A 26,691-nucleotide genomic window follows, 5' to 3' on the forward strand; every position below is an offset into this window, starting at 1 on the left:
GCGTCATTGATGTGGCTAATCGTTCCCTGCTTGTTGAGTTCTTCCTGAACCAACGTCATGGCGGGCTGGATAACCTCATCCATAAAGCGTTTCACAAGAGAACGCTTAGGCAGATAAGCAATATTACGCAACCTTCTCTGCCAGGGAATAGGGTTACGTGCAGCCGTCGGAGCTATAGTTGCCATGCTCAGGCTTTCACGCTTTGTCAAATCCCGTCTCAGGGCTTTTAACAGTCCGTATATGGATACCAGTAAGATCACTGAGAAGGGTAATGCACTCGCGATTGTCACCGTTTGCAGTGCGCTTAGCCCACCCGCAATCAGAAGTGCAATTGCAACAATCCCCATGAGCGACGCCCAGAAGATGCGTTGCCAGACGGGTGTGTTTGCCACTCCACCTGATGCCAGAGTATCCACAACCATTGCCCCGGAGTCAGCAGACGTGACAAAGAAGACGATGACCATCGCCATTGCAATGAATGACAGCACGGAGGAGAACGGGAAATGCTCCAGGAAATTAAACAGGGCCAGCGCAACATCCTGCTGAACGGTATTGGCGAGGTCAGTCGCCCCCTGGTTCATAATGAGATAGATTGCGCTGTTACCAAACACCGTCATCCACATGAGCGTAAAGCCGGCGGGAACAAACAGCACGCCGGTAACAAACTCGCGAATGGTTCGACCGCGAGAGACCCTTGCGATGAACATCCCCACAAACGGCGACCATGAAAGCCACCATCCCCAGTACAATAATGTCCAGCCCCCCAGCCAGTTGCTCGACTTAGGTTCATATGCGTAAAGGTTGAAGGTTTTACTCACCAGCTCCGAAAGATAACCGCCCGTATTTTCCACAAATGACTTCAGCAAAAGCACGGTTGGTCCCAGACACAGGACCAGCGCCAGCAGCAGCACCGCCAGGCCCAGGTTGAGCTCAGAAAGAATGCGTATTCCCTTGTCCAGGCCGGACACCACCGAAATCGTCGCTAACCCCGTGATGACAACGATCAGAATGACCTGCACCGTTTCATTGATGGGCACCCCGAAAAGATGGTTCAAACCAGCATTCACCTGCAAAACACCGTACCCCAGCGATGTCGCAACGCCAAAGACCGTGCCGATAACGGCGAAAATATCTACCGCATGGCCTATAGGCCCATATATGCGATCGCCAATAATGGGATAGAGTGCGGAACGCAGCGTTAAAGGCAGACCGTGACGGTAACTGAAAAAGGCCAGGATCAACGCCACGATGGCATAGATTGCCCATGCATGCAGGCCCCAGTGGAAGAACGTCAGGCGCATTGCTTCCTTCGCTGCCGCAACTGTCTCTGGGGTGCCAACGGGAGGTGAAAGATAATGCATCACCGGTTCAGCAACGCCAAAGAACATCAGGCCGATCCCCATCCCTGCCGAGAAAAGCATCGCAAACCAGGAGTGATAGCTGAAATCAGGTTGCGCATGGTCTGGACCCAGCTTGATATCACCGTAGCGCGAAAGTCCCAGGAAGGTGACGCTCAGTAAAATGAGGGCCACCGCAAGGATGTAGAACCAGCTGGCATTCGTGAAGATTTGTTGCTGTAGAAGTTTAAAATTTTTGTCGGCGATATCCGGGAATACAGCGGCAAAGGCGACAAGAAGGAAAATTAACAAAGCAGATGTAAAGAATACCGCTTTGTTAATCTGGCTTTTGGACTGCTTTGGGATTGTATCATTTTCACTCATAATTATTCATTCCATTAACTTAGATCCACTTAAGATGACAGGCATTGCCTCTCATAGAGTAGCAAAAACTAGCAGTAAATGGGGCATATAATCAGAAGTCATGTTGTGGTTATATTCTCATATGCTTTCTCCGATTTGGTCTGCTGTAATACTCTCTCATCATAATTGTAAGACTGAGGCACGTAGAAAGACTTAAATCAGCTTAGATACAGGAAATTTTTTATATAGCGTGCAAACTGCCACGTCATAAATTATTGCTACCTGCTTTCTTTCAACACCATTTGAAATGAGCCGCCCGGCCTGTGCCTTTGTTCAGCAGTTAACTTCGGACGCCTGCCGCCGATTCGCCCCTTTTCCCTCGCAACCGCCAAACCCGCCCGAGTGCGTTCCACTATCAACTCCCTCTCCATTTCTGCTAGAGCTGACATAATATGAAAAATGAAACGCCCCATCGGACTTGAGGTGTCAATGCTGCCAGTTAGGCTCTTGAAGTGAATACCCCGCAGACGGAGTTCGTCAACCAGTAGCACCAGATTTCGCATGCTTCGCCCGAGGCGATCCAGCTTCCAGACCACCAGCGTGTCCCCCTCATTCAGTGCCTTGAGAAGTTTTTTGAGTGCTGGCCTGTTTGCCACTGTTCCGCTCATTTTTTCTTCGAAAATATGCTCACATCCTGCGCGTTCGAGCGCCTGTCGCTGAAGATCTGTATTTTGGTCATTTGTTGACACCCTGACATAGCCAATTTGCATATTTTTCACCCAATTATTTTTGCAAAAAAATCAGGTGACGGTATCGGCATGGTTGCCAGAGGGCAATCTATAAAACGTCGGTTTAGGAAGTAGCGCGACAAAGGACGTTGGAACGGCTGCCGGGAACATCATGCAAGTGGGGGCTTTTGGAGTTGGAACATACCAGACTCCAAGGCCAAATGATGCAAACTCATCGTTTATCAGTGATGCTGACGGTAACACCAGTTGGGCTCCTGCCAATGGCTGTGGCTACCAAAGCTCTTATAACACTCAGCGCATAGCGCAAATGTGGGTTACCACTGGCGGAGCTGGCTATTGCCGTTTTCTGTTAAACACGAATCCTCAAACTGCAAAAACAGATGCTCCGTGGACGGTATTTCAGTCAGCGGGAACATCGGATATTAACTTTAAGAAAGTGACCGGGGATCTGGATCTAAACGAATCGCTGTCAAACATCAAGGCAATGGATTTTAAGACCTTCTACTACCTTGCTGATGAAGAGAAAGCCATTCGCCGCGGCGTTATTGCTCAGGAGCTGGAAAAGATAGATCCGCAATATGTTCACTCGGCTGAGGCGTCGGGGAAAATGACGCTCGACCTCAATCCTCTGGTGCTCGATGCGCTGGCGGCGATCAAAGCCCTGACAATCCGTGTCAGGGCTTTGGAAGAACAGGCTGTCACTAAGGTTTCAGTTAAGTAAGCTATAACGCGGATCGGGTCTTGAGTTCGGTAAGCTCACTCTCAATGCTTTTTATCCGGTTGGCCAGCTCCTTCATGGCCTCAACATACAGGGCGCTCATGGCACTGTAATCTACGGTTTTGAGATCGTTAATCTCCTCTCCATTCTGCATTGTGCCGGTGCCGCCTGAACTTACCGCAACAGGAAGAACACGCTCCAGTTCCTGGGCTATGATACCTGCGCTGCGTATAGACTCCGATTCTGTGAGATGAATGCCGAACGTGTAGCCCGTCAGTGAGCATATCTTCTTCAGAGCATTGCTGACGGGCTCTTTGTCAAATTTAACTCGTTCATCTGAAGTCTGATTTACACTAACGCAGGTAAATCTGCCATCAGCTCCGAATGTGAAGCTATAGCCATTTGCCCCACCATTATCATTATTATCAGGTCTTAGGCGCATTGAACCATCCTTGCCAGCATAGATAACCCCGCGTGATGAATTCCCTCCGGCACCGTAAAACCACACATGGGCGTTCTGCGTATCGCTGGAAGCCCATACGTTTGATGATGTGACCGCTCTCAGTGAGCCGCCTGCGTTAATGCTGCCTGAGGCCGTTATACTGTTCTGGCAAGTGAGAGGGTTTCTAAACTCGAAACTGTCTCCGATGAAAGTGTATTTTCCAGCATAAAACGTGAAATCGCCTTTCCCCATTCCTCCATCAGAATTCCCACCGCAAAGAATGCGTGCGTCGTAGTCGTTGGTGCCAAGAAAATGAAAATCAATGAAGCTTGCAGAAGAAGCTTTCTTTGCTCCAATTTCGAGGCTTCCTAAGTTAGCTGTGTCGCTACTTCCCAAACCGACCTTTATTCACCTTCATCCGTAGTCATTGCCAGTTCTGTGGCCCTGAGTTTTTGGTTGTACAAAGAATCGGCAGGCATCTCGACACGGACGGACAAAAACTGGTCATGGGGGATATCGACCGGATCGCCATTGTTGATACCCAGCAGTTCGTTCCTGGCGAACGCTGGCGCGTCAGGATACGTGCGGTGAAAGGTTTTCACCAGCACCGAGCCGTCAGCGTTAACCTCATAATCCAGCCAGATAAGCGGCTGCTTGTTACGGTCTGCAGGAATGTCAAAACCGCCATCGATTCCGCCCCAGGCTGCGTCAGAGTTCAACCCTTCACACCCTTCGATAAGATACTGCCCGACGTCCAGACGGATGACCTTTATGCCTTCGGATTCATCATTGGTTTGGTATGCACCATCCGAAAATACTTTCACCACGGGCGATGCTGCTTTCAGTGTTCCATCGCTGGCCCTCGTGGTATTGCCCGTGGTGTACGCCTCCTGATATGACCAGGACGAGCCACCGTAATACGAAAACCACGTCCGCCTTAGAATGTAGGCCTGATGAATACGGGTTGGTCGGCTGCCCCGATTGACGACTATAGACGTAATACCGGTATTTGCAGTTAACCCGAGCTGGGTCTGTCCGTCATTTTGATGGGAGGAGAAACAGGTCGGTGTAAATGCGTCCATAGCGTCCAACAGTGGGCCGTCTCCGTTGATAGTTCCAAGCCCAAATGCGCCCACTTGCATGATGTTCCCGGCAGCCGTTCCGACGTCCTTTGTCGCACTACTTCCTAAACCGAGGTTTGTGCGACTGCCTTCTGCAGTGGTTGCCCCGGTCCCGCCGTCAGCGATTGCAAGCGCACCGTTGCTCCCTTTCTGGGCTAGTTTACCGATGCCGGGGATGGTTACTGGCGTGCCGTTGATGGTTACGGTGATGCTCTGATTTGCCGATGTGGTGGCGAACGTCTCCCACGCACCGATATTCTCGTCATAGTCTTTAATGAGCTGTGACATGGCCTGCGCCAGACCGTCGACCGAGATATTGTCAGATACCAGAATGCCGTATTTCTGGCCGCTCAGCGCCGGGGAAGCAGCAGGCGTAACCGTCATTGACGTGGCGCTGTTCACGGATGAAATCTGAAACATCTGGACCGGGTTAGACATGACGATAATCGTCTGGCCAGCGCGTACCTGGCTGGCCGGTGCCGTCCAGTTTGTGCCAGTGCCGGTTGCGGTATTTCCGTTAATAGCGATAGTGCCAGTGTTATAAAGCATGAACTACCTCACGATAATAACGATCGTTTGAAACGATCAATCATGTAAAATTGATCGCTCATATCAATCTGACTATTTTTTAAACTCTAATAAAATGGATATTCCCGCATTTACAGGAATGTAGAAATGAAACGATTATTTGCTGCAGTATTTTTGCTGCTGGCTGGATGTTCCAGTAAACACACAGACAACGCATTCAGAATGGACTATCCGGTTGAAGCTGCCCGTTTATCATTGGGCGGTGATATTCACGTGAATATTGACTGCGCAACACGGGAAATGACGGTTATTTCTGACAGTAGCAATGGAATATTTAGCCGACATGTAAATAAACGGCTCAGTAATATTTGCTATAAAAAAACCGATAAACTTGATGTTGTTTATCGCTTCAACGCAGCGAAAGGGGTGAGACAAAATATGATTGCCACTCAGTACCCTCGCGTTCCCCCTGAGTCAAATACCGACAAACTGAGCAATGGGGATTCGTAATCCCCTGCCCTGAAATGTCTGGCTCCAGCTGCGCTGGTTTTTTGAAATGTACCGCCCCTGCAGCTGTGAGCCCGTCCATTTGAGCACTATCCCTGAATAGCCCGTAACGGTTCCATCATCGCTGAGATTGCCAGGGCAGTTATTTACCAGAATCCAGGGGTTAAAGCTCAGGCTCACGGAAAGCGTATTGTTCTGCAGATCATAGTTCGCCGGCACATCGAAGAACCCGACAACACGTGGCATTTTCGATGCGGAAGCTGCGCTCCATATGAGACTCCCTCCGCTGTCAAATACGTCAAGATAACCGCTCTGCATTCCAATATTACGTGCAGTCCGGATCATACTCCCCGCATTATCTTCAAGCAGGTCTGCACCCGGCATACCGTACCTGTTTGTGCCCAACTTCAGCCATCGCAATCTGCCGTCATTCCAGAATTGCTGCGGTGTAAAACCCAGCGTGCTGCCATTACCAAACGGGCTATCTAACTGGTAATACCCCTTACTCTCAACAGCTCCGAGTGTCCGCTGGTCATAAAAAAGGGTGGACCTGTTTTGTGAGTCCACCAGCAGTTTACCATCGCTGTTATAAACTTCGAATCCGCTCATTGAAAGTTATAAACCTCCACATTGAGTGTTATCGCAGGGCTTCCGGTTGTCGGCAAATAATAAGCAGTAAAACCGCCGTTATATGCGCGGCAGTGGTATTCATTGACCGTAGCGCCAGTAGACACAATCGAAATAAATGAGCCGTCCTGTGTTATTCCCCCGAAAGAAACGTTTTTCGACGTCTCCCCCGCAGCAAAAGTTACAGAGGTGCTTCCGATATACCGGATCGCATAATCGCTTAAATCAACTGCAACCCGCCCTGCACTATCCCAGCACTGCAAACCCTGTGGCATTACCATAACCCCATTCTGACGCGCAGCACATTGTTGCTGTCGTAGATGCGAATGAGAGTGCTGGTTATCAGCATCCTCCCGCCCCCGGCCACGCCGTTGATTTCGAACGTCCCTCCCTTATCAAGCTTCCAGCCTGCAGATCCAGCCACATAATTATTCGACTGGATATAGTTGCCGATTTTGGCATTCTCAATGGTGCCGTCCTGAATGAAACTGGCCCGAATGAATGTCTGCCCGTTCTGGATCACGAACGGCAAAGCCACACTGTTACCGGCTGCCGTGGTGACGGCGAAGCGATCAGCCAGGAAGATAACCTGCGACTGCATGCCGGATGGCGTATTCTCAACGCCGATCCCCATCCCCGCGGCGTAATACTGCCCGTTGCTGGATAACCCGACCTTAATGCTGTACATCGCCTTCAGGTCGCCGTTGACGTTCGCAATGGCCTGCGCATTGGTGGTGATCGCAGAAGTGTGGCCATTAACGGTCGCCGTGATGCTGTTTACCTGCGTGGCCATAGCCTGCTGGTAATCCGAGAACGTCTGATCCAGGTCGTTGATGGATGCTTTGTTGCCGTTAACGTCCGTCTGCAGGCTCAGCAGCGAGCGCGCCGTTGCTTCCTTCTCGTTAACGACAACCTCGTCAATACGGTCCAGCTGAGCGCTGTTACCGGCGACCGTTGCGGATAACCGTTTGCGTGTGGCCACCTGCGCCAGCCCGTTCTGGATAATAGCAATGGCTGAGTTCTTGACCCCGCCCGTCATGCCGTCCATAGACACACTGATGCTGTCGATTCGCTGGCCCAGCGCGGTATCAGCCGTCGCAACGGTCTGCTCAAGCTCTGAGAGAGAAGACGACACTTCACCGACCGTGCTCGAAAGCTCATTAACGCTAGTCTGAACCTTCCCTACGTCCTGGGCATTTTTGGCGATATTCTTCGCCTGCAGCTCCAGTTCGTCGTTGGCCTGTTTTATGTCATCAACCATGCCAGCAATTTTTTCATTTCTGTCGACGGCATTCTCAACGACATCCTTCAGTAAACCTGTTTCCTCCATCTCCTTGAGAATGGAATCGGTGATATCAGATACGTCCGTGCTCGACTGACCAAATACCCACTCGGTCCAGTCGCTCTGATTGCCGAGGCGATCAACGAGCCTTGCCCGGTACCAGAACGATTTTCCGGCGAGCAGCCCCATTTGCTGGTAGGACGATGAGGGATAAGGCACGTCTGCCAGCAGTAACGGAGAATCACCGTTAGCCGTGGCGCTGTAGTGCATTTCTGTCTTCTGCGTGTCCTGCGCTCCGGATGGAAATCCCCAGGAAATGCCGATCCCAAACACCAAAGGCTGTGTAGTGAGATTCACGGGCATCGGCGGTTTTCCGACCTTACCCGTAAGCTCTGTCTCTGCTGACGTTGCCCAGAGGGATGCGATATCGAGCGCGTTAACCGCGCGGATTCGGACCACGTAGCGCCCGGAGTAAATTCCATCAACCTCAAAGCGCGTGTTGCCGGTGCGCGGAACGTTAATCCAGTCACCGTTGTTCTGACGCCACTGCGCCTCATAGGCAACGGCATTTTTGACGGTATCCCACGTAACAACCATCGTGGTGATACCTATCCCCTGTTCAACGCGGTAAACACTGGAGAGCGTGATATTTTCCGGCATTCCCTGACCGCGTGGCGGCACAACGCTGACGGGCCTGTCTTCAATCACCGCGCCGTCATCAACGCGCGGAAACTTGTTCGGATTGTAAGGCAGACCGTTAATGGTGACCGTGTTATCCGAATTAACCATAAGCCGCTTAACGCGGAACAGCTGAATGGCTAAATCAGGCTGGTCAAGCACCCAGGCTGATTCAGCATTTGGGGTAACGCTGTACGCTGTCTCAACGGTCACTGCGCGTCCGGAGACGCTTTTCACCTTCCTGCCTTCGGATTTGCCGGTGGGAAGGTTAACGATAAGCGTGTCCCCCGCTTTCGCAGTGGTAATACGGTCAAGCGTGACTTTCGTTCCGGAAGCTGCGGCTACGCGACCGCCGTTCTCACGACCGGACAGCGGGGCGTTACTGATGCCGATCACCTTGCCTATACGCGGGATGCGCCCTTCCATCCCTGTTTTAAACTCCACGCCATTGTCATCGCGGTTGGTTTCAATAGCGTAAAGCCCGTGCCGCTGCGCTTCCGATTCCCGCGTACACCCGATGCGGGACAGCTCTATGGTGTTAAAGCCGAACCGGTTAGAGACTTCCGGCACCCAGGCGCTGGCCTGATCGTCCTGATAGCCGTTGGCCGGATTGCTGTAGGTGACGATTGCTGACGAGTAGTTCGTCTTTTCCGATGTGCTGGAGAAGTTAAACGCGCCCACGATATTCGACTTGTTGAACACAAAGTCGGGGTCCAGCTCGCGGGGCATATCGGCGTCAACAGACAGAAGATTGTTGGACCAGCTGATCATCCCCCGGAAGATGTTCGCCAAATCCATCAGCACGGTCCATGCATCGGTACGCTGGGAAATGTACAAATCGCAGAGGTACCGCGCCTCTTTCCCGCCTGCTCCGTCCGAAACCTGCGCATCGCAGTACTGTGCAATCTGGTACAGGGTCCATTTATCAACTAAATCAGCCGTGATCCGTTTTCCCAGACCGTATCGCTTGTTCAGCACCAGATCGTAAAAAATCCAGGCGGGGTTGTTAGTCCATGCCCACTTAAAGGTTCCATCCCAGGTGCCGCTGTAGGCACGGGTAACAGGATCGTAGTTCGCCGGTACGCGGACGATTATCCCCTTCATTTCCACGGTGACGTTTGGCGTTCTGCCGTCAAACAGCTTCGAATCAAACTGAATGAACAGCAGCGACGTGTGCGGATAGCGCAGCTTGGCATCGACAATATCGGTCATTGATTCAATGCGCGAAGTATCCGCATGCCGACCATCAGTGGTATTTTCCGTCAGGCGTCGGACGCGGATTTGCCAGCCGGATGCCGCTGCCGGCAGGTCAATTCGATAGCTCCGCTCATACCCGGCTGCGGCAATGCCGTCCGCCTCATCCGTGCCGTATTCAACGTAGGAACCGCCATCGGTTGAAATATCGATAGCGAACGCTATCCGGTAGCCATCCTTCCCGCCGCTGTCACGCAGTTTATAAACCCCGTTCGGAAATTTAAGCCGCAGGCGCACTGCAGAAAGCTGGGTGTTGTTAATGGATTTAACCCACGGCGTCCCGTATTTCAGCTCCGTTCCGACGCTGATTTCATTCTCTACTGCCGGGAAGCCAGCAATATAATCCTGATCCACGGTGCCGCTGCGCCACTCCCACGTCACGCCAGGAAAATTTTCATTGCCAGCATCATCAAGCAGTGGTGTGCCATCGAGATAAATATCTTTACCGGTAAAGTCTCCTGCAGCTTCCCCCTCGGTCAGCGCCAGCAGAATTTTCATGTACGCTACGGAGGCGATCTCGGTCCCCCGATTGCCGCCTTTATCACCGCCGCCACCGCCCCCTTTCGAACCCCTGATTACTGCCATATGCAAACTCCGGGCAAAAAAAATCCCGCCTGAGCGGGAAAATTAAACATGTCGCGAGATAAGCGTTATTGCTGTTCTTCTGCATAGATGCCGCCGCTGATAAGAACACCGGCAACAAGACGCTTACCGAAGAGAAGATTGACGCCATTTCCCGCTGCAGACTGGTTGATTGGGGAGCCAAACGAATAGCTTTTCCGGGTGTCTCCGGAGTCCATCGTCATGCCCTGTGTGCCGCTGGGCGTGAGCATCTGGACAACGCCCCCAAGCGCCATTGCCGCCCCCATTTTGTAGAGGAACGGCGAGGCCACTGCAGCTGGCGTAAAGCTCAGTGCAAAACCCACCGCTACAAGCACCGCACCGAATATGGTCTGGAACACCCCTGCCTTTTTACTGCCGATAATGACCGGCGCAATCCTGATAACGTCATGCACACCGTTCAGGCGCAGCTCTTCTGCAGGCACGTTGCGGGAGCCGTTAAACACGCTGTAGGTCACGCCGCGTCCTTCACTCGTATCGAGCCAGCGCTCAAAGCCGGGGAGCATGATACAAAGCGCCCTGATAGCCTCCCGCACCGAAGAAACGGAAAGGCGGTGCTCACGTCCAAATAAAGTGCCGAGCTTGCCATAGAGCCGCACAAGCACGATTTTCTCAACTGTGTTCATCGCCATTCTGGTACCTCAGTGTCAATATTGTTCTCTCGCGCCACATGCCGCCGTAGGGAACGACTTCGCTCAGTTTGCCGTACATGTGGTGCAGCATTTTCCCGTCGCCCAGATAGATGCCTGCATGGTTGATTACTTCTGCCTTGTACTGCATCAGGATCACATCCCCTACCTGCAGCTGGTCGGCGTGAGAATAAAATCCCGCTTCGGCATAGTGTTTTACGTAAAGGTTTTCGCCGCGCGTCCACCAGTTGTCGTCACGGTGAAAATCAGTCAATTCGATGCCCCGCTCCTGCTGATACCAGTCCCGGATGAGCCCGTAGCAATCCCAGCTGCCGTGTATAAAGGGCCGCTTGAGAATCGGCGGTGTATCTGCCGGTGTGGTCACCGTGTACTCACCGCCTGGCCACGACATGATCACCCAGGGCAATCCGGAGTCATGGCACGACTTCAGGTCGTCGGAGGAAGCGTGCGGCCCCGCATCCGGATGTGAATGAACGATGGCCAGCACCTCCCCCATATCCTCCGCATCGGCCCAGGCCTGCGCAGATATCATGAAGTGCTCAGAGGGATTTTCGTGTGAATTACTGCAGGGGATGTACCTGCGCTGGCGCGTGGCGCGAATAATCAGGCCACAGCATTCATGGGGATAGGCTGCAGCAGCGTGTTTTTCAATGGCGCTAATAAGTCGCTGGCTCAGCATGATTAAATCCTCGTGATCGCAATCGCCGGAAAGCCGCCAAACGGCAGTTGCTCATCTTCACCCCAGCGCAGCTTGCAACCTGCGACCGTTCCGGAGCAGACGTCATCTGCAGGGTTATCAACCGGGTTGCCGAACTTGTCGAAATACTTCGTGCCGGTGTAACCACAGTCCGCACCCCGATACTGGCCCTGCAGGCACCAGGCGCACCGGCTGGTCATTTGTCTGGCCGGAACCTTCTGTCCGGTCACGTCAACAGGCGAGCTCAGCTTGAACTGGACGTCCGTTTCGTTATCTGCCGTTTTGCTGTCGATGTAAAACACCTCCAGCTGCTCGGCAGTCGGATCGGCTTGTGAGTTCCCGTCTGGGAAATTACTGGCATCGAGGTAATGTGCATACGTTCGGTGGATGGTGACCTTTGCCTGCTTCATATCCTGAAAAAGGTGGCACAGCGCGGAGATCGAACCGTCCAGATTACCAACGGATAATTTTGGCGACACCGGCGTTCCGTCACCGTTGGCTTCAATATCCTCAATCTGGCATGGCCAGAGATCGTATCTGATGCCCTGCCAGTAAATCGGCTTACCCGTTAGCTTCGATTCATCATCACCGGCAGCAAGGACTTCTTCTTCTGTGTACGCTACTGCGTGGTTGTGGAAATAGAGAACATCGGCACCGAAGGCGGTGCCGTCAACTTCGAACAGGGTGATCTGATTGCCGGGCTCGAGTTTTTGATCGTCAGCAGTAATGCTCATAGCTTCCTCACGTACAGGACACTACACCAATAAAAAACCCCGTAATCCGGGGTTTAATATGAATGGATGAATAATTAATTGGTTAGCTTTGCACTATTGGCTCGGCCCGATATGCCGTCGCAAATGTGACTGTAATTGTCATTCGTGCAAAATCAAGAGCCGTGACCTTCAGTTGCGATGCGCGGTAGAGACCAAGTTCACCCAACGGGTTGGTCCATTTGAATGCTTTGACTTCGCCATGCTCGCGCAAAAACTTCAGCACCGGCTTCATATCCTCATTCATACCGGTGAACGTTAATGGCCATAACTGCGTCTCCGGGTTAATACCCTCTCCGGTTACCGCCTCATAGCCATCGCCGTATTGTACGCTGCTGGTTCGGTACTTAAAGTCTCCCGCGGGGCCATTACGCGGAGACCAGGTAAACGTCTGCAATGCCATCAGGCCGTCCTCATTTTGGTGTCAATCATGCCTCCGTTGGCCAGTTCGCGATCAAGCGTTTCAATAACAAACTGCTTGAGTCGGGCTTTGGTCTCGCTGGTCAGAAGCTCCTGACTTTTTGAGGAAGGTTCCTGACCCGCGCCGCCCTGCTGAATGACCTGCAGCGGAATAGTTAAAGAAAAATGGACGTTGCCCTGGCCAGCAGAGGGCTGCGAATACGAATCTCCGGATGGTTTTGCCACGCCACCACCGACCAGCCCACCTTCGGCGTAGCCGTTGCCGTAAGTAAGCTGATTCAGGAAACTGAGCATGCCAGGCTTCTTGACCACAGATTGCGGAACCACCCATTCGCCACGGTGTACCACACCGGCGACGTCATGCTTGCCGCCGTCGCCGGTATAACCCCCGTCAGCCCAACCGAACCAGCTGCTCACACCCAGCGCTGAAGCACCGGATTTGATAGCGTTCAGCATCAGCATCTTCGTGATCATCTTGCCAATATCGTCGATAACGGATACGGCCAGCGATTTGAACTCTCCCTTTCCCTTCAACGCAACATTCCAGAGGGCAGTACCTATGCCATCCATCGCGTTTATGGCAATGTCACGAACCTGGGTGAACTGGTTTTCAGCGTTAACTCGCCAGTCCGTCAGCCCTTTTTTCATCCCGTCAAACGATGACCCTTCTACCTGCTTTTTCCGCTCTGCGCCGCTACGGACAATCTCTAACTGTTTCTGCTCTTCGTCCCTCAGCACCTCAGTTTGTTTCCGGTACAGTTCGGAACTGTGATCGGCAATCGTTTTATCCTGCTCTTCCCGCAGCTTTGCAAAGCGCTCCCGGACCTGCTGCTCGGCAACCATCTGGTTATATGCATCGGAGCTCATGGTCATCTGGGCGACACTGTTCGCATATTCCTGCTGCAGCTGCAGCGTTGAGCGGTAAAGCTCCTGGTTCTGCTCCTGAATCTGAAGGCCGAGTTTGCGCTGCTGGTTGGCTTTATCCAGGCTGGCGTTAATTTCCAGCTGGTGACGCAGCTCCGTTTCCTGCGCCAGAATGCTGCGCTGGCCAGCGGTCAGGATACGCTTCTCCTTGAGGTCAGCGATTTCCTGGTTGAACTGCGCCAGTTTCTTTTCCGACTGCGTCAGCGTCTCGGTCTGTTCGTTCTGGGACCGCAGCGCGGCCTCTTCCTGGCGAAGCTGATTCAGCCGCGTGGTCGCAGCATCGTCGCTGTACGCCTTCTCGCGGGATTTTTTCTGCTCAGCATACATTTTGTCGATGCCGCGCATTGCCTGCGTGTATTCAGCCGTTCCTTTGGTGAAATTGGCATTAACAAGCGCAACGGCATCGGCCCGCTCTTTTTCACGCGATGTCCCGGCTTTTAGCAGCCCTGAAAGCGTGTTTTCGTCTTTCAGACGCTTCGAAATTTCTTCACGCTGCTTTTTCTGCGCCTGATATTGCTTTTCCGCCTTTTCACGCTGCTTTATTGCCGGGTCAGGAGTGGTATCGAGATCAACACCTGCACCGGCAGCCATCGCTTGCGCGGTGGCGATGTGCGCGTCTCCCATCGTTTTGAACGCATCTGCGACAAAATCTTTCAGCGATTTCCACGCGCTTTTCAGCCCACCTACGTTCGATTCCTGCTCCTTGAGTTTGGTATCAAGGTCATTCATCGCCGCCTGCTGCAGCAGCGCCGTTGCTTCAGAGGTTTTCCCCTGGCGCTCGAGCGTGACTATCTGGTCTATCATGCTGCCGTTGAGCAAAATTCCCTGGTCGGTCAGCTTTTGAAGCGCCTGCAGCGGATCGCCTTTCAGGCTCGACAGCAGCGACACGAGATCGTCGGAGCTCTGCCCGATTTCCTCCATTCGCGTGCCGAGGCTGGCGACCTGCTCCAGCATATTACCGCCGAAACCCGCCGACACGGATGCCGTAACCGCCTTTACGGCGCGATCTGAATCACCGAGGCTGGAGGTCAGGTTCTGCAGATACATCACCGACATAACGGACTGCTGTCCGGATTTCTGTAACGCCTGCGTATACCCCTTAATGACCGCTTCGCTGTTGGAGTAGGCCGAGTAAATCGCAGTCACCGCACCGGCGACGGCAATAACGGCCAGCCCGACAGGACCGCCGACCATCGCCATTGCGCCGCGCATCAGGCCCGCGCTGGCTGCAGCGGCTCGCTGGCCAAGAGATAACTCCTGGCTGGCCACGGCGAGCTGGCGCGTTGAGGTGGCCAGCTGCTGCTTACCGGCAGACTCGGCGATATCAGCTGCCAGCACCGTTTTCGTCGCTTCTGCAAGACTCCCCTTCGCCTTCGCTTCAGCAAGATTCGCCTCCTGAATGGTTCTGGCGTTTTTAACGTGCTCGGCCTCATAGCTGACGGCCAGCCCGTACTGCTTGTTCACCTCTGCCTGTTTGGCAAAATGCTCATCGAGCGCAAAGGCGCGCTCTCGGTCGGCACGGGCGGCTTCAATGGTCTTAACCGCGATGTTCTGCTTCTCGATAGCTTCAGCACGCAGCTGCCTGGCGTTCTCTATCGAGCCCTGCGCGGCGCTTATCTGCGCCTGGGTAAACTCAATCTGGGCCTGTCGCTGTGATTTCAGGCCCGTAATACTGTTATCCAGCGCGGTGCTCATACCCTCGCTGAGGGCCGAAACCAGCGCCGTGGTGATAGAACTTCCGGCAACCGTGCTGCCAGCTGAAATGTTGGCCAGCAGACCGCGCATTTCATCCAGCCCGGTCAGCCGTTTGTCGACCGTTTTGCCAAGCTTGTTAAAGTCGGCGTCCAGCCCGGTAATCCCCTTGCCCAGCCCTTCAAACGACTGCCGGGTTTTCTGATTGTCCGTCTGGACTTTCCTGTTAAATTGCTGGGCGCTGCTGTCCGCCGTTCGCATAGCATCAGCAAACTGTGATTTAAAGCTGGCGGAGTTGAGATGCAGCGCGACAGCCAACGACGCAACGTCAGCAGCCATGTCCTAATATCCTGAAGCAGTCAGCGAACTGCTGGTCGCTTTCAGATTGCGCAGCAGTCACCGGAGGAGAATGCACCGGCGCTGACGTTTCGGCCTCCGTTCTCAGGAGTTCGAAATAGGCCTGCCAGTGGGTCAGTATATTCGCCGGAAGTTCGGCTATTTTGCGGGGGTCCGGCTCGTCCCATCGGTCTGCCAGGATGAACAGCAGCCTGAGATGGGACGAGTCGGTTAGTTTTTTGTGGCTTCCTCCAGCGTGCCGTAAGAATGGCGCTGAACGAGTGTGACCGCGTCGAGAAGATCGGCGTTCGCGTGGGCGGCCATCAGCTGGTCTGCAGTGGGCAGTTCGCTGGCTTTTGGCTTGCTGCCGTCTTCATTGACCAGCGCCGCCAGAAACAGGTTGACCCCCATCGCGGACAACTCTCGCGACGGAAGCCTGGCCTGGCGTCCGGCTTCAACTTTGTCGTTATAGTCATCCAGCTCGGCGCTGGTCAGGCGGCGAAGATACACCTTCTGGCCGAGGAGCGTTTTTTCAACGGTGGTATTCAGTGGGTTGATAAGGGATTTGTAGTTCATGTTTTTTATCCTGTTTCATCAGTAAAAAGCCCCGCGACCGGCGCGGGGAAATAGAAGGTTACTCGCCGCCACCGGCTGGCTGCTCAACGGACCATTTAACGCTGTTCTGCTTGCCGTAGACCTCAACCTGCAGCACTTTGCCTTTCGGCGTGTCAACGGCCTGCAGGCTCCAGCCAGCCAGCACCAGTTCGACTTCTGAAATGCGCTTGTTGGGGAACTTCATGAAGAAGACCACCGTTTTTTTCGCATCGGCGTCACTCAGCAGCGCTTCCTGCACGGTATCGGAAGGATCGTCAATGAAGACGAGCGTTTTATCCTCGCCCTCGCCCATGTCGGCCATGTATTTCGGCTCTGTGTCGATGAGGCGCGTCACTTCGAGGAAGGTGCCTTTTTTCCCCGTGGCACCAATCCCCATCGCGCTCTGCAGAAGCGCGGCGGTAGCAATGGTCGCGCCTTTCTGACCGTAGCGAACCTCGGTACCCGCAGGGAGCACCGCGTACTCTGACGGCGATTTGATTTCTTGATCTGCCATTTACTCTCTCCTGATTGCTAACGCCCTTCGAGCCCCAGCCGGATTTCTGCGGCCAGCACTTTAAGGATTTTTTGAACGTTGTAGTCCATCGCCGGACGAATGAAGGGGGCGGCAACCTGTTTGACGGTACCGAACTCCTGCGCCAGCGCTTTCATGTGGTGAATTTTGCTGGGACCGACGCGCAGCGTAACGATGGTGTTATAGCGCGAGGTCTCTGCCACGTTGGTGCTGCGAATTTTGATGGAGTCGCGCATGTGCGGCCCGATGCTTTCCTCATCAAAACCGGCGTGCTGCCGCATGTCCTGCTCGACAACAGCAAGCGCGGCGCGTCCGGCATCGCGCAGGAGTTTCACCCCCACTTTTTTGTCGATGCTTTCCAGCAGCCGATCAAACTCCTTCCCGGTGGGGAATTTAATGTCCATCTGCATGGCATTTACTCCGGAACGGTGAAGATGAAGTCGCGAACCAGCCGGTACTGGATGCGGTTGTTGGGAAACGTGGTTTTCCCCTGCTGTATGCCTCCGCGCTCAACGTACTGGACGGGCTGACCTTCCAGCTGGCCATGAACAATTTCCTTCCATTCAGCCCAGAGCGCACCGTCGAACTGAAGCAGCGACGTGTACCTGTCGACAACATAAAGCGAAATCTGTATCCGGACCTCGGACAGCCCGGTCCGCCTCAGTCCGTCACCGACCTGCGGGTCGGAAATACGCTGGAACGTCGCGCCTTCCTGCACCGTATCCGGAAGCAGCAGCGGGTACGTATCCAGCCCGGTAATCCGCTCGACGGCGGTTTTAATTGCTGACTCGATCATGGCGTGAATCCGCCTCTCCGGTGATGATTATCCGATCCGTCAGGCGCTCGACGTTGCGAACGGTATATACCCGGTCCGCTGTCGATACCTTCCAGTCCACGTCAACCTTGCGCGGGTACAGCGTGAAGAGGCACGTTTCGACGACCTGCTGCTGGTCCAGCGTCCGGACCTTCCGCCCGGAGACCAGCTCCTTTATGGACCAGGCCTTTCCGGCGCTCACCTCACGGGCCGGAAGCGTCTCGCCGAGCTCCCCGCGTTCTGTTTCCATATAGCTAAGTGTTATCCGGCAGTTCAGCTCGCCGGGGCGCAGGGGGGCACTCATACGGTATGCTCCATTAGCGGGAACAGCAGGTACTCAACGCCCAAATCGGACGGCGAACCTTCTGCCGTGCCGGTGGGATTCAGATACCACTGCGAGACCATCATCTTCGCGGCCAGCTTGATATCTTCATCAATGATGTAACCCGTCTCACCGTCAGGCAGTGCGTCAAGCTGCGCCTGGTTCTCTACCAGCCTGCAGTAGTAGCTGCGCTCGATGCTGCGCTGAGCCGCGTCAATCAGGCTGGTCAGCAGGCTGTCGTGCTCATCAAAATCCAGCTCGAGGCGCAGCTGGGTTTTGGCTTCAGCCAATGTCAGTATCATGCGCGTCATCGTCCTTATTCGGTTGAAGGGCGCGTTCTGCATCTTTTGCCCAGACGGCGATATTTCGGTCCACCATGTCCTGAGCGACGGCGCTGTCAAAGCAGGCCACATCGCCACGGCTGTAGCGGCTGAACGGACCAAGGAACGTCACCGCGACGCGCCCGTTTTGTACCGAAGCGACTTTTCCAGTCAGTTTTGACATACGTTCCTCTGGGGTTTCGTCCTGTTTCGCATCATCACCTGATTCCGTATCGTCGCCGTCCGGACCGGGTTCGGTACCATCACCGGCATCGCCTGCAGAACCGGTGTTAACGTCTGGTGCCGGTGCCGAAGTATCAGCCGCCGCTGCGGTCGTTACTGCAGGCTCAGCGTTGGTGTCGGTGGCGGTATCGTCTTTCTGAGTGTTTTTGATTTTAGGAGCCATGATGTTCACCTGTAAAAAAGCCCGCACGGGGCGGGCTGTTAATCACGATTGTCGGAATATTACCAGGTAACGCCGGTACCCAGCGCCAGGCCTTCAATATGGCGGAAGCCGATATCGTGCTCCATGATGACGCGGATCAGGGACTGGTTACGCGCGAACGCGGAAACGGTGTTCCCGTCTGCATCGATGTAGGTCGCCTCGCGGGAGAAATCGACCACCATTGCGCCGTCTTCGCCAATCAGGACATCGTTGAAGTCAGCAAAGTAAATCTCAGACTCCTTGCCGCCCGTGCCCAGGTTCGCCGGAATAGCCGAGGTGCGCTCAATCGGATAGCCTTTCAGGTTACCCACTGCCATTTCCGGATACACCTTGTTGCCGTTCCCGTCGCGCAGGCCGAACAGCTTCATGTAGGTGCGGTTGGACATACCCCAGCCGCACTTCAACATGTTGCTGTTACCGTCCATCGCCATGAGGATCAGCGCATCAAGGTAGGTATCGATGGTCTGCAGGTTCACTTCTTCGTCCGCCACCCATGGGAGCGTGCGGCTACCCGCTGTGGCCACCGCTTTCATCCCTTTCGGGGTGTCGTTGGTGCCGTCGTCACGGAGAAACGCCTTATCTTCGCGGGTGGAGATGCCGCTGATGATATCGCCCAGCACCAGCTGCTCGACGTTGAATCCGGCGCGACCAATCAGCTGGTTGGAAAGCGGCACCATGGTGATCAGCGTTTTGGCGTTCAGTTTGACGTCATCAAAGGTCGCACCGCTCGCCTTCACATCCTTGCCTTCACCGACATAGCTTGCCGTTGAGCCGCTGGCCAGTCGCGGGATCGCCAGGTTACCGTTCGGCAGCGGGATGCTTCGCGCCCCGAGCTTACGCACGATGGTGCGGTCGCGCAGGAGCTCAATCACCTCGTTCTGCATGTTCTGCGGAACGAGCGCGCCGCCTGAATTGGCTGCGGTCGTGATAGCCATCGACAGCCCCTGATCGTTCAGGTCTTCCGCAGCGAACGAAGCGGCCTGCTGCAGATCGCCCTTACCCGCCGCGATGGCCATCACCATGCGGGTCATGCCAGCGCCTTTGTACTGAGCCGGTTCGGCTTTCACCTGCACCGCCGGTGCGTTACGACCGTTTTGCGCAGCCTTCACCGGAATTGCCGTGGTGGCAGCGAGGCGTTCTGCCGCTTCCAGACGCTCAATGGACGCCGAAAGCTCATCAAACTGAGCCTGCAGGTCAGTGAATTGCTCCAGCTGCTCCGCGCTCAGCGTGCCGCCGTTCATTTCAATCTGTGCCAGGGCCTGAACCTGAGTGTTAATACCCGCACGCTGGCGACGCAGTTCTTCGATTTTGTTCATCGTTTTTCTCTCTTTTACGCATAAAAAAAGCAGCCATCTGGCTGCTTACGGTGACGCTTCGCGTCGGGTTACATACGGGCCTGCTGATCCATAACAGCAGCACGTAACTGGATACTGGATTGCTGGGGCGAGGGTTTGTATTTCGCGGCAATCGCGTTGATGGCTGACTGAGGATCGGACATCTCATCTGCCAGCCCTGCCGCTATGGCGTTCTGCCCGAAATACAGCGCGGCCTGGGTGCCGATAACGGCGTCGATATCTATGCCGCGATACTGCGCGACGGAGGACGTGAACGTCTGGTATGCGCCGTCGATCATCGCCTGTATCTGGGACGTGGCCAGCTCCGTCAGCGGTTCATGTGGAGAGCCGTTGTTCTTGTTATCGCCGCGCGAGAACGTGGTAAATTTCAGCCCCACGCTCTCCTCCCATTTCGATGCTTCCATGTGCTCCAGGATGACCCCGATGGAGCCCACGCCGCTGGTTTCGCTGACGATAATTTTGCTGCAGGCCGACGCGATAAAGTACGCCGCAGAGAACGCGCTGAAGTTCACGATGGCCGTAATGGGCTTCACGCTGCGCGACTGATAAATGTAGTCAGCCAGCTCCTTACAGCCCGATACCGCGCCGCCGCCCGAGTTAATATCGAGCACGATTTCTTTAATGCCCGGGTCGTTCAGAAGGGAAGCCAGCTTGCCGCGAATACGCTCGTAGCTGTTCAGCTCCGTACACATATTCACGATCTGTCCACGCCGGGGGACCAGAATGCCGTGGACAGGAATAACGCCCACGCCGCCGCCGCTTTGCTGAGGTTCATTCGTTTCCTGTGACTCATCCGGCCCCAGGGCCATTTCCAGCGGGGCCACATTCATGCCCTGCAGGCGGGGAACCAGGATCGACTTCACCGAGTCCATGATTTGCCGCGTGGCGTAGTGAGGCACCCCGAACACCTGGTCAGCCAGGTGCGGCAGGTTGATTAATTTCGACATTGTGTATACCTGTGAGAGCCTGATAATCAGGTTTTATGCAGTTCGCTGCAGGATTGCGCTGATTTCGCTTATCTGCGCGGGGGTGGCTTTATCCAGCCCGTGAACGGTGCTGGTATCGACCATATTCAGCGGCGTCAGATACTTGTCGCCGCCCTCTACCGGGGCCATGTTCTCCATGCGCCGGATATCGTTTACCGACAGCCAGCCCCACTGGCGGCCCAGCGCGTAGGACTCGTAACGCGATTTCTGATCGCCGCGTAGTAGCGACGAGACGTTGAACTCGATGTAAAAGTCGCGACGCTCGCTGGGTAACAACAAATCGCGCATCATCGCCGCTTCATGGCGCTTCAGCCAGGCCAGCAGCGTGTACATCACGTACTGAAGCCCCTGGTGCTCGATGTTGTTGTTGGTCGATTTGTCGAGAAGTTGAATCATGTGCGGCGGGATTTTGTAAAGCCGACACACCTCGTTTACCGTCCACTGGCGCGACTGCAGCAGCTGCGCTTTTTCGTTGTCCTGCGACAGCTGCTTATAGCTCATGCCCTCCTGCAGCAACGCCACGCTGAAGGCGTTTCGCACACCGGAATACCGGTCCGTCCATTTGGCCAGAAGCTTGTCAATTGACGCCTGGCTCTTGATGGCTCCCGCCTCTTTGGGGCGCTCAATCACACCGGACATCGTGGTGCCACGGGCGAACACCTGCGCGGCGTGCTGCTCAACAGCCATGCCCAGCCCTAGAACGTCCGCGTTCGTCTGAATCGGTGAGGTGCCGATGTACCCGTCGAGCGAGAAATACTTGATGTGGTGCATCATGCGCATCGGCACCGTTTCACCCAGCTCAGGCAGCTCGTAATACGGCATCCCGTCCGGCCCTTTCAGGACGATGACCTTTTTGGGGTTAATCGGTATCAGTTCAGCGATATCGCCGTTGCCGTGCCGGTCAATCAGGGAATAGCTGTTCCCCTCAAGCCCCAGCACGCCCTGCTGCTGTTCGTAATACTCAAAGCTGGTGTCCTTTCTGTTCGGCTGGGAGTGGATTACATCGTACAGGGGATGATCCGTTGCCCTGCGCCGACCGCCTTTTTCGTCGCGCTGATAAAGCTCGACGGGCAGCTGGGCGATGGATTCGGCAAGGAGCGTTACGCAGGCGCGTATGGCCCCAATCCCCATTGCCGTTTCCGGCGTAACCAGCATGCCCGATGAGCTCTTGCTGGCGCTGACGCTCCCGAGAACCGTTGTCCAGTTACTCCCTCCCGGACGCGACCTGCCCCGGAAGAACTGAGGAATGAACATCAGTTACCCCCTGGAGAATCATTCGCAGGCGCAGCGGCTCTGGCAGCAAAATAGGATGCCAGAAGGCAAAACACGCCTGCAGCAATAACGCCTGCAGGCGGAAACACCATCCACGCGCCAAACGAGATAAGCGCCGCGCCGAACAGGCCGATCATAAAAGTAATAATTGCCGTTAACATGCGACGTCTTCCTCATCATAAACGGATTGATTGCTGGCCCGACCGTTCAGCATTGCGCGGCCGATAGCCATAAACAGCGCTGTCGCGCCGTCGATTTTTGACTGCTTGTCGCCCTTCGTCGGCCGGACGATATCGTCGCTTCCGGGGACATTTTTTCCGATAACGTTGCTGATACACCATGACAGGACCGGGTTCCCGTCATGGTGGAAACGACCGCCAGCGAGCGCCGCTTCCAGCTCCTTCATCGGCGGCGACATGTTGGTGTAGTCCTGCCGGATAGAAATGGGCTCAAACCCGTGGTCCTGCAGCTCGTGGCTGAGTGCCGTGGCCCCGCTGGGGTCGATGGGGATTTCGCTGACGCGGACCTTATCAATTTCCTGAAGGTCGATAATGCTGGCCAGGATTTCGCGATAGTCCGCTTCTGCCCCATCTGTCGCTTCAAGCGCCCCCATTTCGACGAACTTCACATACCGGTCTGCAGTTTTGGCAATTTTCGGGTCCGTGCTCCGGACCGTGTCCTCCGGTACCCAAAATTTCGGCCTGATGCAGTAGTAATGTTTCTTACCCTCAATTTCGCGGACGAAAACGCCAACACCCGCGTTAAGATCAAGACGCTGGGCGAGGTCCAGACCGAGGTAATAATCCTCTCCTGCAAAGTCCTCGTAGCGCAGGGATTTATCGGCGGCGGCATGCCATTGCGTCATGTTGTAGAACGCGGCTTTACCGGATACCCAGATATTCAGACGCTTCGTTTTAAAGGCGTTGACCTTGCGCGGAACCTGTTTAGCGACCTCCATCTCCGCCAGCAGATCGTCATACGATATCGACACGTTGAGGTTAGGGTTCGCTTTAATGAAGTTGGTCGGGTCGGTCCAGTCGTCCCCTTCATCGAGCTCGTAAACCAGGCCAAACAGGCGGTCGTTAGGCACATGCCCGTTGAGCATCTCCTTGACCTGCTTATCCTTGTCGTAGCATGGCGATTCCAGCGACGTACCCGCCGTGGTGATGATAAGCGTCAGCGGCTGCGAACGTGCGCCCATGCCCAGCGTCATGGCTTCATACATGTGATCCGTATCGTGCTCATGATATTCATCAATGATCGCGCAGTGAGGGCTGTCACCGTCGCCAGGCTTCCCGGCGATGGGCGCGAACAGCGAACCGTCAGGGCGGGTCAGGCTGTCAACCCAGACCGAAATATTGAATTTTGAACGGAGCGACGGAAGGCGGTCTGCCATCTGCCTGGCTGGGGTGAAGACCTTTTTCGCCTGCGCCATCGTGGTGGCCCCGCAGTACACTTCCGCGCTGTTTTCACCATCAGCGCAGAACATGTACGTGCCTATGCCTGCCGCGAAAAACGATTTCCCGTTCTTCCTGGCCACCCGGATATACGCTTCGCGAAATCGGCGCTTTTTGGTCTTTTTCGTAACCCAGCCGAAAATTGAGCTGAATGCAAACGCCTGCCAGGGTTCCAGCTTCAGTTTTTGACCGGCTAAATCACCGCTGGAGTGCGGTAAAAGCTGAACGAAACGGCAGGCACGTTCCGCCAGTTCACGGTCGAACCGGTAGGGATAATCCTTATCGAGAGAAATTTTCAGATCATTAAAATGGCGCTGGCATGCCAGCTGGATGCTCTTGCAGGTGAGTATTTTCCCGTTCAGCACATCCCGCGCATACTGGTTCGCCATATTGACGCTCGGGTACGCGGCCATAATAAGTCCCTAAGAATTGGGAAAATCGTCCCAATCAAAATTCGTCAAATTCATTGCCGGATTTACTTTCTTCGCCCGGCGCGCGTTTTCTGGCTCTGCTGTTGGGATCAAGTTTCAGAACTACGCTAAGACGGATAAGCTGTGAGATATACTTATCCCGCGCCTTTACTGCAGCTCCCATTTTCTGCCCACCGGCAGCAGTTTCATCCCCAATCCCATCAGCTTTTATTTCCTGGTTCGCGTCGTAAAGGAGCTGCACCGTATTGCAATATTCCATCAGCAGATAGCAGTCCTCCATTTCAAACGAACCACGATTAATCAGAATTTTACAGGTTCGTTTCCAGGCATCGATCGCCATCTCACCCAGCAGTTCATCCGGCGGTGAAACTGCACGAGTCAGAGAACTGACCTGCGTTCCGGTCTTCTTCGGCTTACGGCCTCCACCCGGCGATCTCACTCCGGTACTCATAGCGAAACACCTCAAAAATCATCAAAAAAAAATTCTTATTTCTCACGCGCAAAAAACTACCGGGAGCGGCAGTCCTTAAAAGCGAAAGGGGTTTGGGATTGTATCCCCCCCTCCCCATGCGCTCAGCGACCGAGTTTCACCTGAGACGTTCTCTTGCGGTCTTAGCTCTGTGGCATGGCCAGCACAATGCTTCCAGATTGAAATCATCATCCGTTCCGCCGTGAGCCTTAGCGAGGATATGGTCGACGGTACTCGCACGTCTTGCTATGCCAACGCGTCGGCACGCCTGGCAGATGTGTTTATCTCGCTGGAGAATACGTGCACGCCTGACTTCCCAGGGACGCCCGTATCCACGTTCGTGTCGGCTTTTGCCGTTCTGATAGTTGCGCCATCCTTCACCGGCATGCTGCTGCCGATGTTCATCGCAATAGCCGCTTGAATCATTTGTCAGAGCAGCACAACCTTTGTGCCTGCATGGCCTTTTGATACGTGGGGGCATACCTAACGACCAACCTTATGTTTGAGTTTGTTCATATATAGCGATTCCAGAGAGACTCGCTTTTCTCGTTGGTGGGGATAATTGCTGAGTTATCAGCAGTAAGGGGTAAGACATAATCACAAGTAGAAAGGAAGCAAAGGTTGCTGTCAGAACCTCATGAACAGCGAGAGCTTAGGAGGTCGCCGCCCCGTAACATGTCAGATAGCCGGAAAGGACCCGCGGCCCCCGGGTGCCCCTGAGGGGCAGCATCAACACGCTCTTTGTTGAACCCATATTGCACCGCCAAGCTTTAGCGCGTTGCGGATTGCATCGTTTACAGCATCGTGCATCGCTTGTTGCAGGCCGGTGAGCAGATATAACCACCGGCAGGTACACCAAAGCGCTTATTTACCAGGTACTTAATAGCACATCCCTGCCCTTCAGCAGTCAGGAAGGTGAAATAATTTTCCTTTTGCTACTCCGTCGCGGCATGGCGTGTTTCAGCGAATCCCAATTCTCGAAGCTCAGCAGCACCAGATTTAGCTGGCAGGTCACCAGACTGAAGCGCGCCATGGAAAAACAGGGCATACAGAACATCCGTCGCCGCACCGGATAACGTAATGATTTTCTGACCCATGGTTTATTTCCTTTTAGGCGGGAGCCTGTCGCATGGCAAAGCCTCCGAAAGTTAACGGGTTGCCCAGGCTCACAGCTGAAAGACTTTCTTATTTGTACGCATGCGATGCGCATAAAAAAAGCCACCAACGGAAGCCAGTGACTTTGGATTGTTGTGGTACCGAGTACTTACTGCAAACCTTAAATAAGCTTGATTTTGATACTATAACCCTGGAGGCCAGACATAGTTTCTATAGGAATAAACTCAACATCAGAGACTTCCTTCCCTGTTTTTTTTCTCAACTCAATCATTTTTTTTGAGATGAAAGACGAAATCTCTTTTTCGATTTCATTCTTGATGTTATCAGAATTCATTTTACCTCCTATAAACAACTCATTAACACTCAACTAAACACAAATCGTTAATGAGCGAATCAGATACTTATGTATAGATGATTCATGACATTATGGCAAATATGCACCACTCACCTATATGTACAGACCCACTAAAACGTCATATAACAAAAGCAACTAAAAAAACACCATTTAAGGCATATTAAAGTCTAGAAAAGTGTTACTTGCACACCTTTACAGCTAAATATTTATTTTCTGCTATGATTAATGCACCACACAATCCCAGGAGTATTTATGTTCACTAAATCCGCAGATAAAAACCAAGAGAAACTTGGTGATATGGAAGGAAGTTTTGGGGGGGCAATTAATCCATCAGAACATCCTGTAATAGAAACCGCAAAAAAATACGCAGCACAAACCAACGATGCCATACGCAGCCACTCTGACGATATAAAATCAAAAATAAAATCAAACCCTCGAACATGCATTGCAATATTAACCAGTGTAGCTTTTGCGTTAGGTTTTTTATTGGGACGTAGATAATAATAA

The 26,691-nt window shown here is 53.9% G+C and carries 30 protein-coding genes and 1 pseudogene; 3 read left to right on the forward strand and 28 right to left on the reverse strand.

Annotated features, from left to right (window positions below; all coding sequences use genetic code 11):
* The coding region (locus HV355_RS21250) for a BCCT family transporter (protein WP_182403344.1) at positions 1 to 1,721 on the reverse strand (1,721 nt) is incomplete at its 3' end.
* 192 nt (positions 1,722 to 1,913) lie between these two features.
* Positions 1,914 to 2,470 (reverse strand): annotated as a pseudogene (locus HV355_RS21255) (recombinase family protein).
* A 130-nt stretch (positions 2,471 to 2,600) separates the two neighbouring features.
* Between HV355_RS21255 and HV355_RS21260 the strand changes: the two are divergent.
* A complete protein-coding gene (locus tag HV355_RS21260; RefSeq protein WP_182403346.1) occupies positions 2,601 to 3,170 on the forward strand; it encodes a tail fiber domain-containing protein in 570 nt (189 codons plus the stop codon).
* A 1-nt stretch (position 3,171) separates the two neighbouring features.
* Here HV355_RS21260 and HV355_RS21265 read toward each other — a convergent pair whose 3' ends face one another.
* Both HV355_RS21265 and HV355_RS21270 read right to left on the reverse strand, forming a co-directional pair.
* Complete coding sequence (locus HV355_RS21265; RefSeq protein WP_182403348.1) at positions 3,172 to 4,005, reverse strand: tail fiber domain-containing protein; 834 nt, start codon at positions 4,003 to 4,005, stop codon at positions 3,172 to 3,174.
* A gap of 8 nt (positions 4,006 to 4,013) precedes the next feature.
* Positions 4,014 to 5,279, reverse strand: a complete 1,266-nt coding sequence (locus HV355_RS21270; protein WP_182403350.1) for a phage tail protein — start codon at positions 5,277 to 5,279, stop codon at positions 4,014 to 4,016.
* A gap of 126 nt (positions 5,280 to 5,405) precedes the next feature.
* Between HV355_RS21270 and HV355_RS21275 the strand changes: the two genes are divergently transcribed.
* Positions 5,406 to 5,768, forward strand: a complete 363-nt coding sequence (locus HV355_RS21275) for a hypothetical protein (RefSeq protein ID WP_156118172.1) — start codon at positions 5,406 to 5,408, stop codon at positions 5,766 to 5,768.
* On the opposite strand, the gene HV355_RS21280 is transcribed toward HV355_RS21275, so the two are convergent.
* From HV355_RS21280 to HV355_RS21395, 24 genes are all read right to left on the reverse strand, one after another.
* The gene (locus tag HV355_RS21280; RefSeq protein ID WP_182403352.1) at positions 5,733 to 6,374 is read right to left on the reverse strand and encodes a hypothetical protein; all 642 of its coding nucleotides are present in this window, start codon (positions 6,372 to 6,374) and stop codon (positions 5,733 to 5,735) included. The genes HV355_RS21275 and HV355_RS21280 overlap by 36 nt on opposite strands.
* Positions 6,371 to 6,673 carry a hypothetical protein gene (locus tag HV355_RS21285; protein ID WP_044865545.1) on the reverse strand — a complete coding sequence of 101 codons (303 nt, stop codon included), beginning with the start codon at positions 6,671 to 6,673 and terminating at the stop codon, positions 6,371 to 6,373. The genes HV355_RS21280 and HV355_RS21285 overlap by 4 nt, the downstream gene beginning before the upstream one ends.
* Positions 6,667 to 10,191 (reverse strand): phage tail protein, encoded by a 3,525-nt coding sequence (locus HV355_RS21290; protein WP_182403354.1) that lies wholly within the window; start codon positions 10,189 to 10,191, stop codon positions 6,667 to 6,669. The genes HV355_RS21285 and HV355_RS21290 overlap by 7 nt, the downstream gene beginning before the upstream one ends.
* Positions 10,192 to 10,256: 65 nt before the next feature.
* On the reverse strand, positions 10,257 to 10,859 hold the full coding sequence (locus tag HV355_RS21295) for a tail assembly protein (RefSeq protein ID WP_126313438.1): 603 nt from the start codon (positions 10,857 to 10,859) through the stop codon (positions 10,257 to 10,259).
* Positions 10,840 to 11,556 (reverse strand): C40 family peptidase, encoded by a 717-nt coding sequence (locus HV355_RS21300; RefSeq protein ID WP_171863581.1) that lies wholly within the window; start codon positions 11,554 to 11,556, stop codon positions 10,840 to 10,842. Before HV355_RS21300 ends, HV355_RS21295 begins: the two co-directional genes overlap by 20 nt.
* Positions 11,557 to 11,558: 2 nt before the next feature.
* Positions 11,559 to 12,308, reverse strand: a complete 750-nt coding sequence (locus HV355_RS21305) for a phage minor tail protein L (RefSeq protein ID WP_171863582.1) — start codon at positions 12,306 to 12,308, stop codon at positions 11,559 to 11,561.
* An 82-nt stretch (positions 12,309 to 12,390) separates the two neighbouring features.
* The gene (locus HV355_RS21310) at positions 12,391 to 12,747 is read right to left on the reverse strand and encodes a phage tail protein (protein WP_182403356.1); all 357 of its coding nucleotides are present in this window, start codon (positions 12,745 to 12,747) and stop codon (positions 12,391 to 12,393) included.
* Positions 12,747 to 15,719, reverse strand: a complete 2,973-nt coding sequence (locus tag HV355_RS21315; protein WP_182403358.1) for a phage tail tape measure C-terminal domain-containing protein — start codon at positions 15,717 to 15,719, stop codon at positions 12,747 to 12,749. The genes HV355_RS21310 and HV355_RS21315 overlap by 1 nt, the downstream gene beginning before the upstream one ends.
* A gap of 228 nt (positions 15,720 to 15,947) precedes the next feature.
* Positions 15,948 to 16,292: a hypothetical protein gene (locus HV355_RS21320; protein ID WP_010433126.1), complete on the reverse strand. Its 345-nt coding sequence runs from the start codon at positions 16,290 to 16,292 to the stop codon at positions 15,948 to 15,950.
* Between the two features lie 58 nt (positions 16,293 to 16,350).
* Complete coding sequence (locus tag HV355_RS21325) at positions 16,351 to 16,824, reverse strand: hypothetical protein (RefSeq protein ID WP_058609091.1); 474 nt, start codon at positions 16,822 to 16,824, stop codon at positions 16,351 to 16,353.
* Positions 16,825 to 16,841: 17 nt separating this feature from the next.
* Positions 16,842 to 17,246, reverse strand: coding sequence for an HK97-gp10 family putative phage morphogenesis protein (locus HV355_RS21330; protein ID WP_029485141.1), 405 nt, complete (start codon positions 17,244 to 17,246; stop codon positions 16,842 to 16,844).
* 11 nt (positions 17,247 to 17,257) lie between these two features.
* The gene (locus HV355_RS21335; protein ID WP_058609092.1) at positions 17,258 to 17,638 is read right to left on the reverse strand and encodes a hypothetical protein; all 381 of its coding nucleotides are present in this window, start codon (positions 17,636 to 17,638) and stop codon (positions 17,258 to 17,260) included.
* Positions 17,619 to 17,960, reverse strand: coding sequence for a head-tail adaptor protein (locus HV355_RS21340; RefSeq protein ID WP_182403359.1), 342 nt, complete (start codon positions 17,958 to 17,960; stop codon positions 17,619 to 17,621). The genes HV355_RS21335 and HV355_RS21340 overlap by 20 nt, the downstream gene beginning before the upstream one ends.
* Entirely contained in the window at positions 17,957 to 18,280 is a 324-nt protein-coding gene (locus HV355_RS21345) for a head-tail connector protein (RefSeq protein WP_042863344.1), read from the reverse strand. Before HV355_RS21345 ends, HV355_RS21340 begins: the two co-directional genes overlap by 4 nt.
* Entirely contained in the window at positions 18,261 to 18,704 is a 444-nt protein-coding gene (locus HV355_RS24300; protein WP_234449852.1) for a hypothetical protein, read from the reverse strand. Before HV355_RS24300 ends, HV355_RS21345 begins: the two co-directional genes overlap by 20 nt.
* Positions 18,705 to 18,763: 59 nt before the next feature.
* A complete protein-coding gene (locus tag HV355_RS21355; RefSeq protein ID WP_058648156.1) occupies positions 18,764 to 20,059 on the reverse strand; it encodes a phage major capsid protein in 1,296 nt (431 codons plus the stop codon).
* 68 nt (positions 20,060 to 20,127) lie between these two features.
* A complete protein-coding gene (locus HV355_RS21360; RefSeq protein WP_126313448.1) occupies positions 20,128 to 21,045 on the reverse strand; it encodes a S49 family peptidase in 918 nt (305 codons plus the stop codon).
* A 33-nt stretch (positions 21,046 to 21,078) separates the two neighbouring features.
* Entirely contained in the window at positions 21,079 to 22,338 is a 1,260-nt protein-coding gene (locus HV355_RS21365) for a phage portal protein (RefSeq protein WP_050861117.1), read from the reverse strand.
* Positions 22,338 to 22,517 carry a hypothetical protein gene (locus tag HV355_RS21370; protein WP_010433111.1) on the reverse strand — a complete coding sequence of 60 codons (180 nt, stop codon included), beginning with the start codon at positions 22,515 to 22,517 and terminating at the stop codon, positions 22,338 to 22,340. Before HV355_RS21370 ends, HV355_RS21365 begins: the two co-directional genes overlap by 1 nt.
* Entirely contained in the window at positions 22,511 to 24,226 is a 1,716-nt protein-coding gene (locus tag HV355_RS21375; RefSeq protein WP_126313449.1) for a terminase TerL endonuclease subunit, read from the reverse strand. Before HV355_RS21375 ends, HV355_RS21370 begins: the two co-directional genes overlap by 7 nt.
* Before the next feature lie 34 nt (positions 24,227 to 24,260).
* Positions 24,261 to 24,695 (reverse strand): P27 family phage terminase small subunit, encoded by a 435-nt coding sequence (locus HV355_RS21380; protein ID WP_029485139.1) that lies wholly within the window; start codon positions 24,693 to 24,695, stop codon positions 24,261 to 24,263.
* Between the two features lie 136 nt (positions 24,696 to 24,831).
* Positions 24,832 to 25,194 carry an HNH endonuclease gene (locus HV355_RS21385; protein ID WP_074439235.1) on the reverse strand — a complete coding sequence of 121 codons (363 nt, stop codon included), beginning with the start codon at positions 25,192 to 25,194 and terminating at the stop codon, positions 24,832 to 24,834.
* A 454-nt stretch (positions 25,195 to 25,648) separates the two neighbouring features.
* A complete protein-coding gene (locus tag HV355_RS24305; RefSeq protein ID WP_249420886.1) occupies positions 25,649 to 25,810 on the reverse strand; it encodes a hypothetical protein in 162 nt (53 codons plus the stop codon).
* A 179-nt stretch (positions 25,811 to 25,989) separates the two neighbouring features.
* Positions 25,990 to 26,163: an addiction module toxin, GnsA/GnsB family gene (locus HV355_RS21395; RefSeq protein WP_182403361.1), complete on the reverse strand. Its 174-nt coding sequence runs from the start codon at positions 26,161 to 26,163 to the stop codon at positions 25,990 to 25,992.
* A 273-nt stretch (positions 26,164 to 26,436) separates the two neighbouring features.
* On the opposite strand from HV355_RS21395, the gene HV355_RS21400 reads away from it, so the two are divergent.
* The gene (locus tag HV355_RS21400; RefSeq protein WP_044859278.1) at positions 26,437 to 26,685 is read left to right on the forward strand and encodes a hypothetical protein; all 249 of its coding nucleotides are present in this window, start codon (positions 26,437 to 26,439) and stop codon (positions 26,683 to 26,685) included.
* The last annotated feature ends 6 nt before the right edge of the window (positions 26,686 to 26,691 follow it).

Source organism: Enterobacter sp. RHBSTW-01064, from assembly GCF_014103035.1.
Taxonomy (GTDB): Bacteria; Pseudomonadota; Gammaproteobacteria; order Enterobacterales; family Enterobacteriaceae; genus Enterobacter; species Enterobacter mori.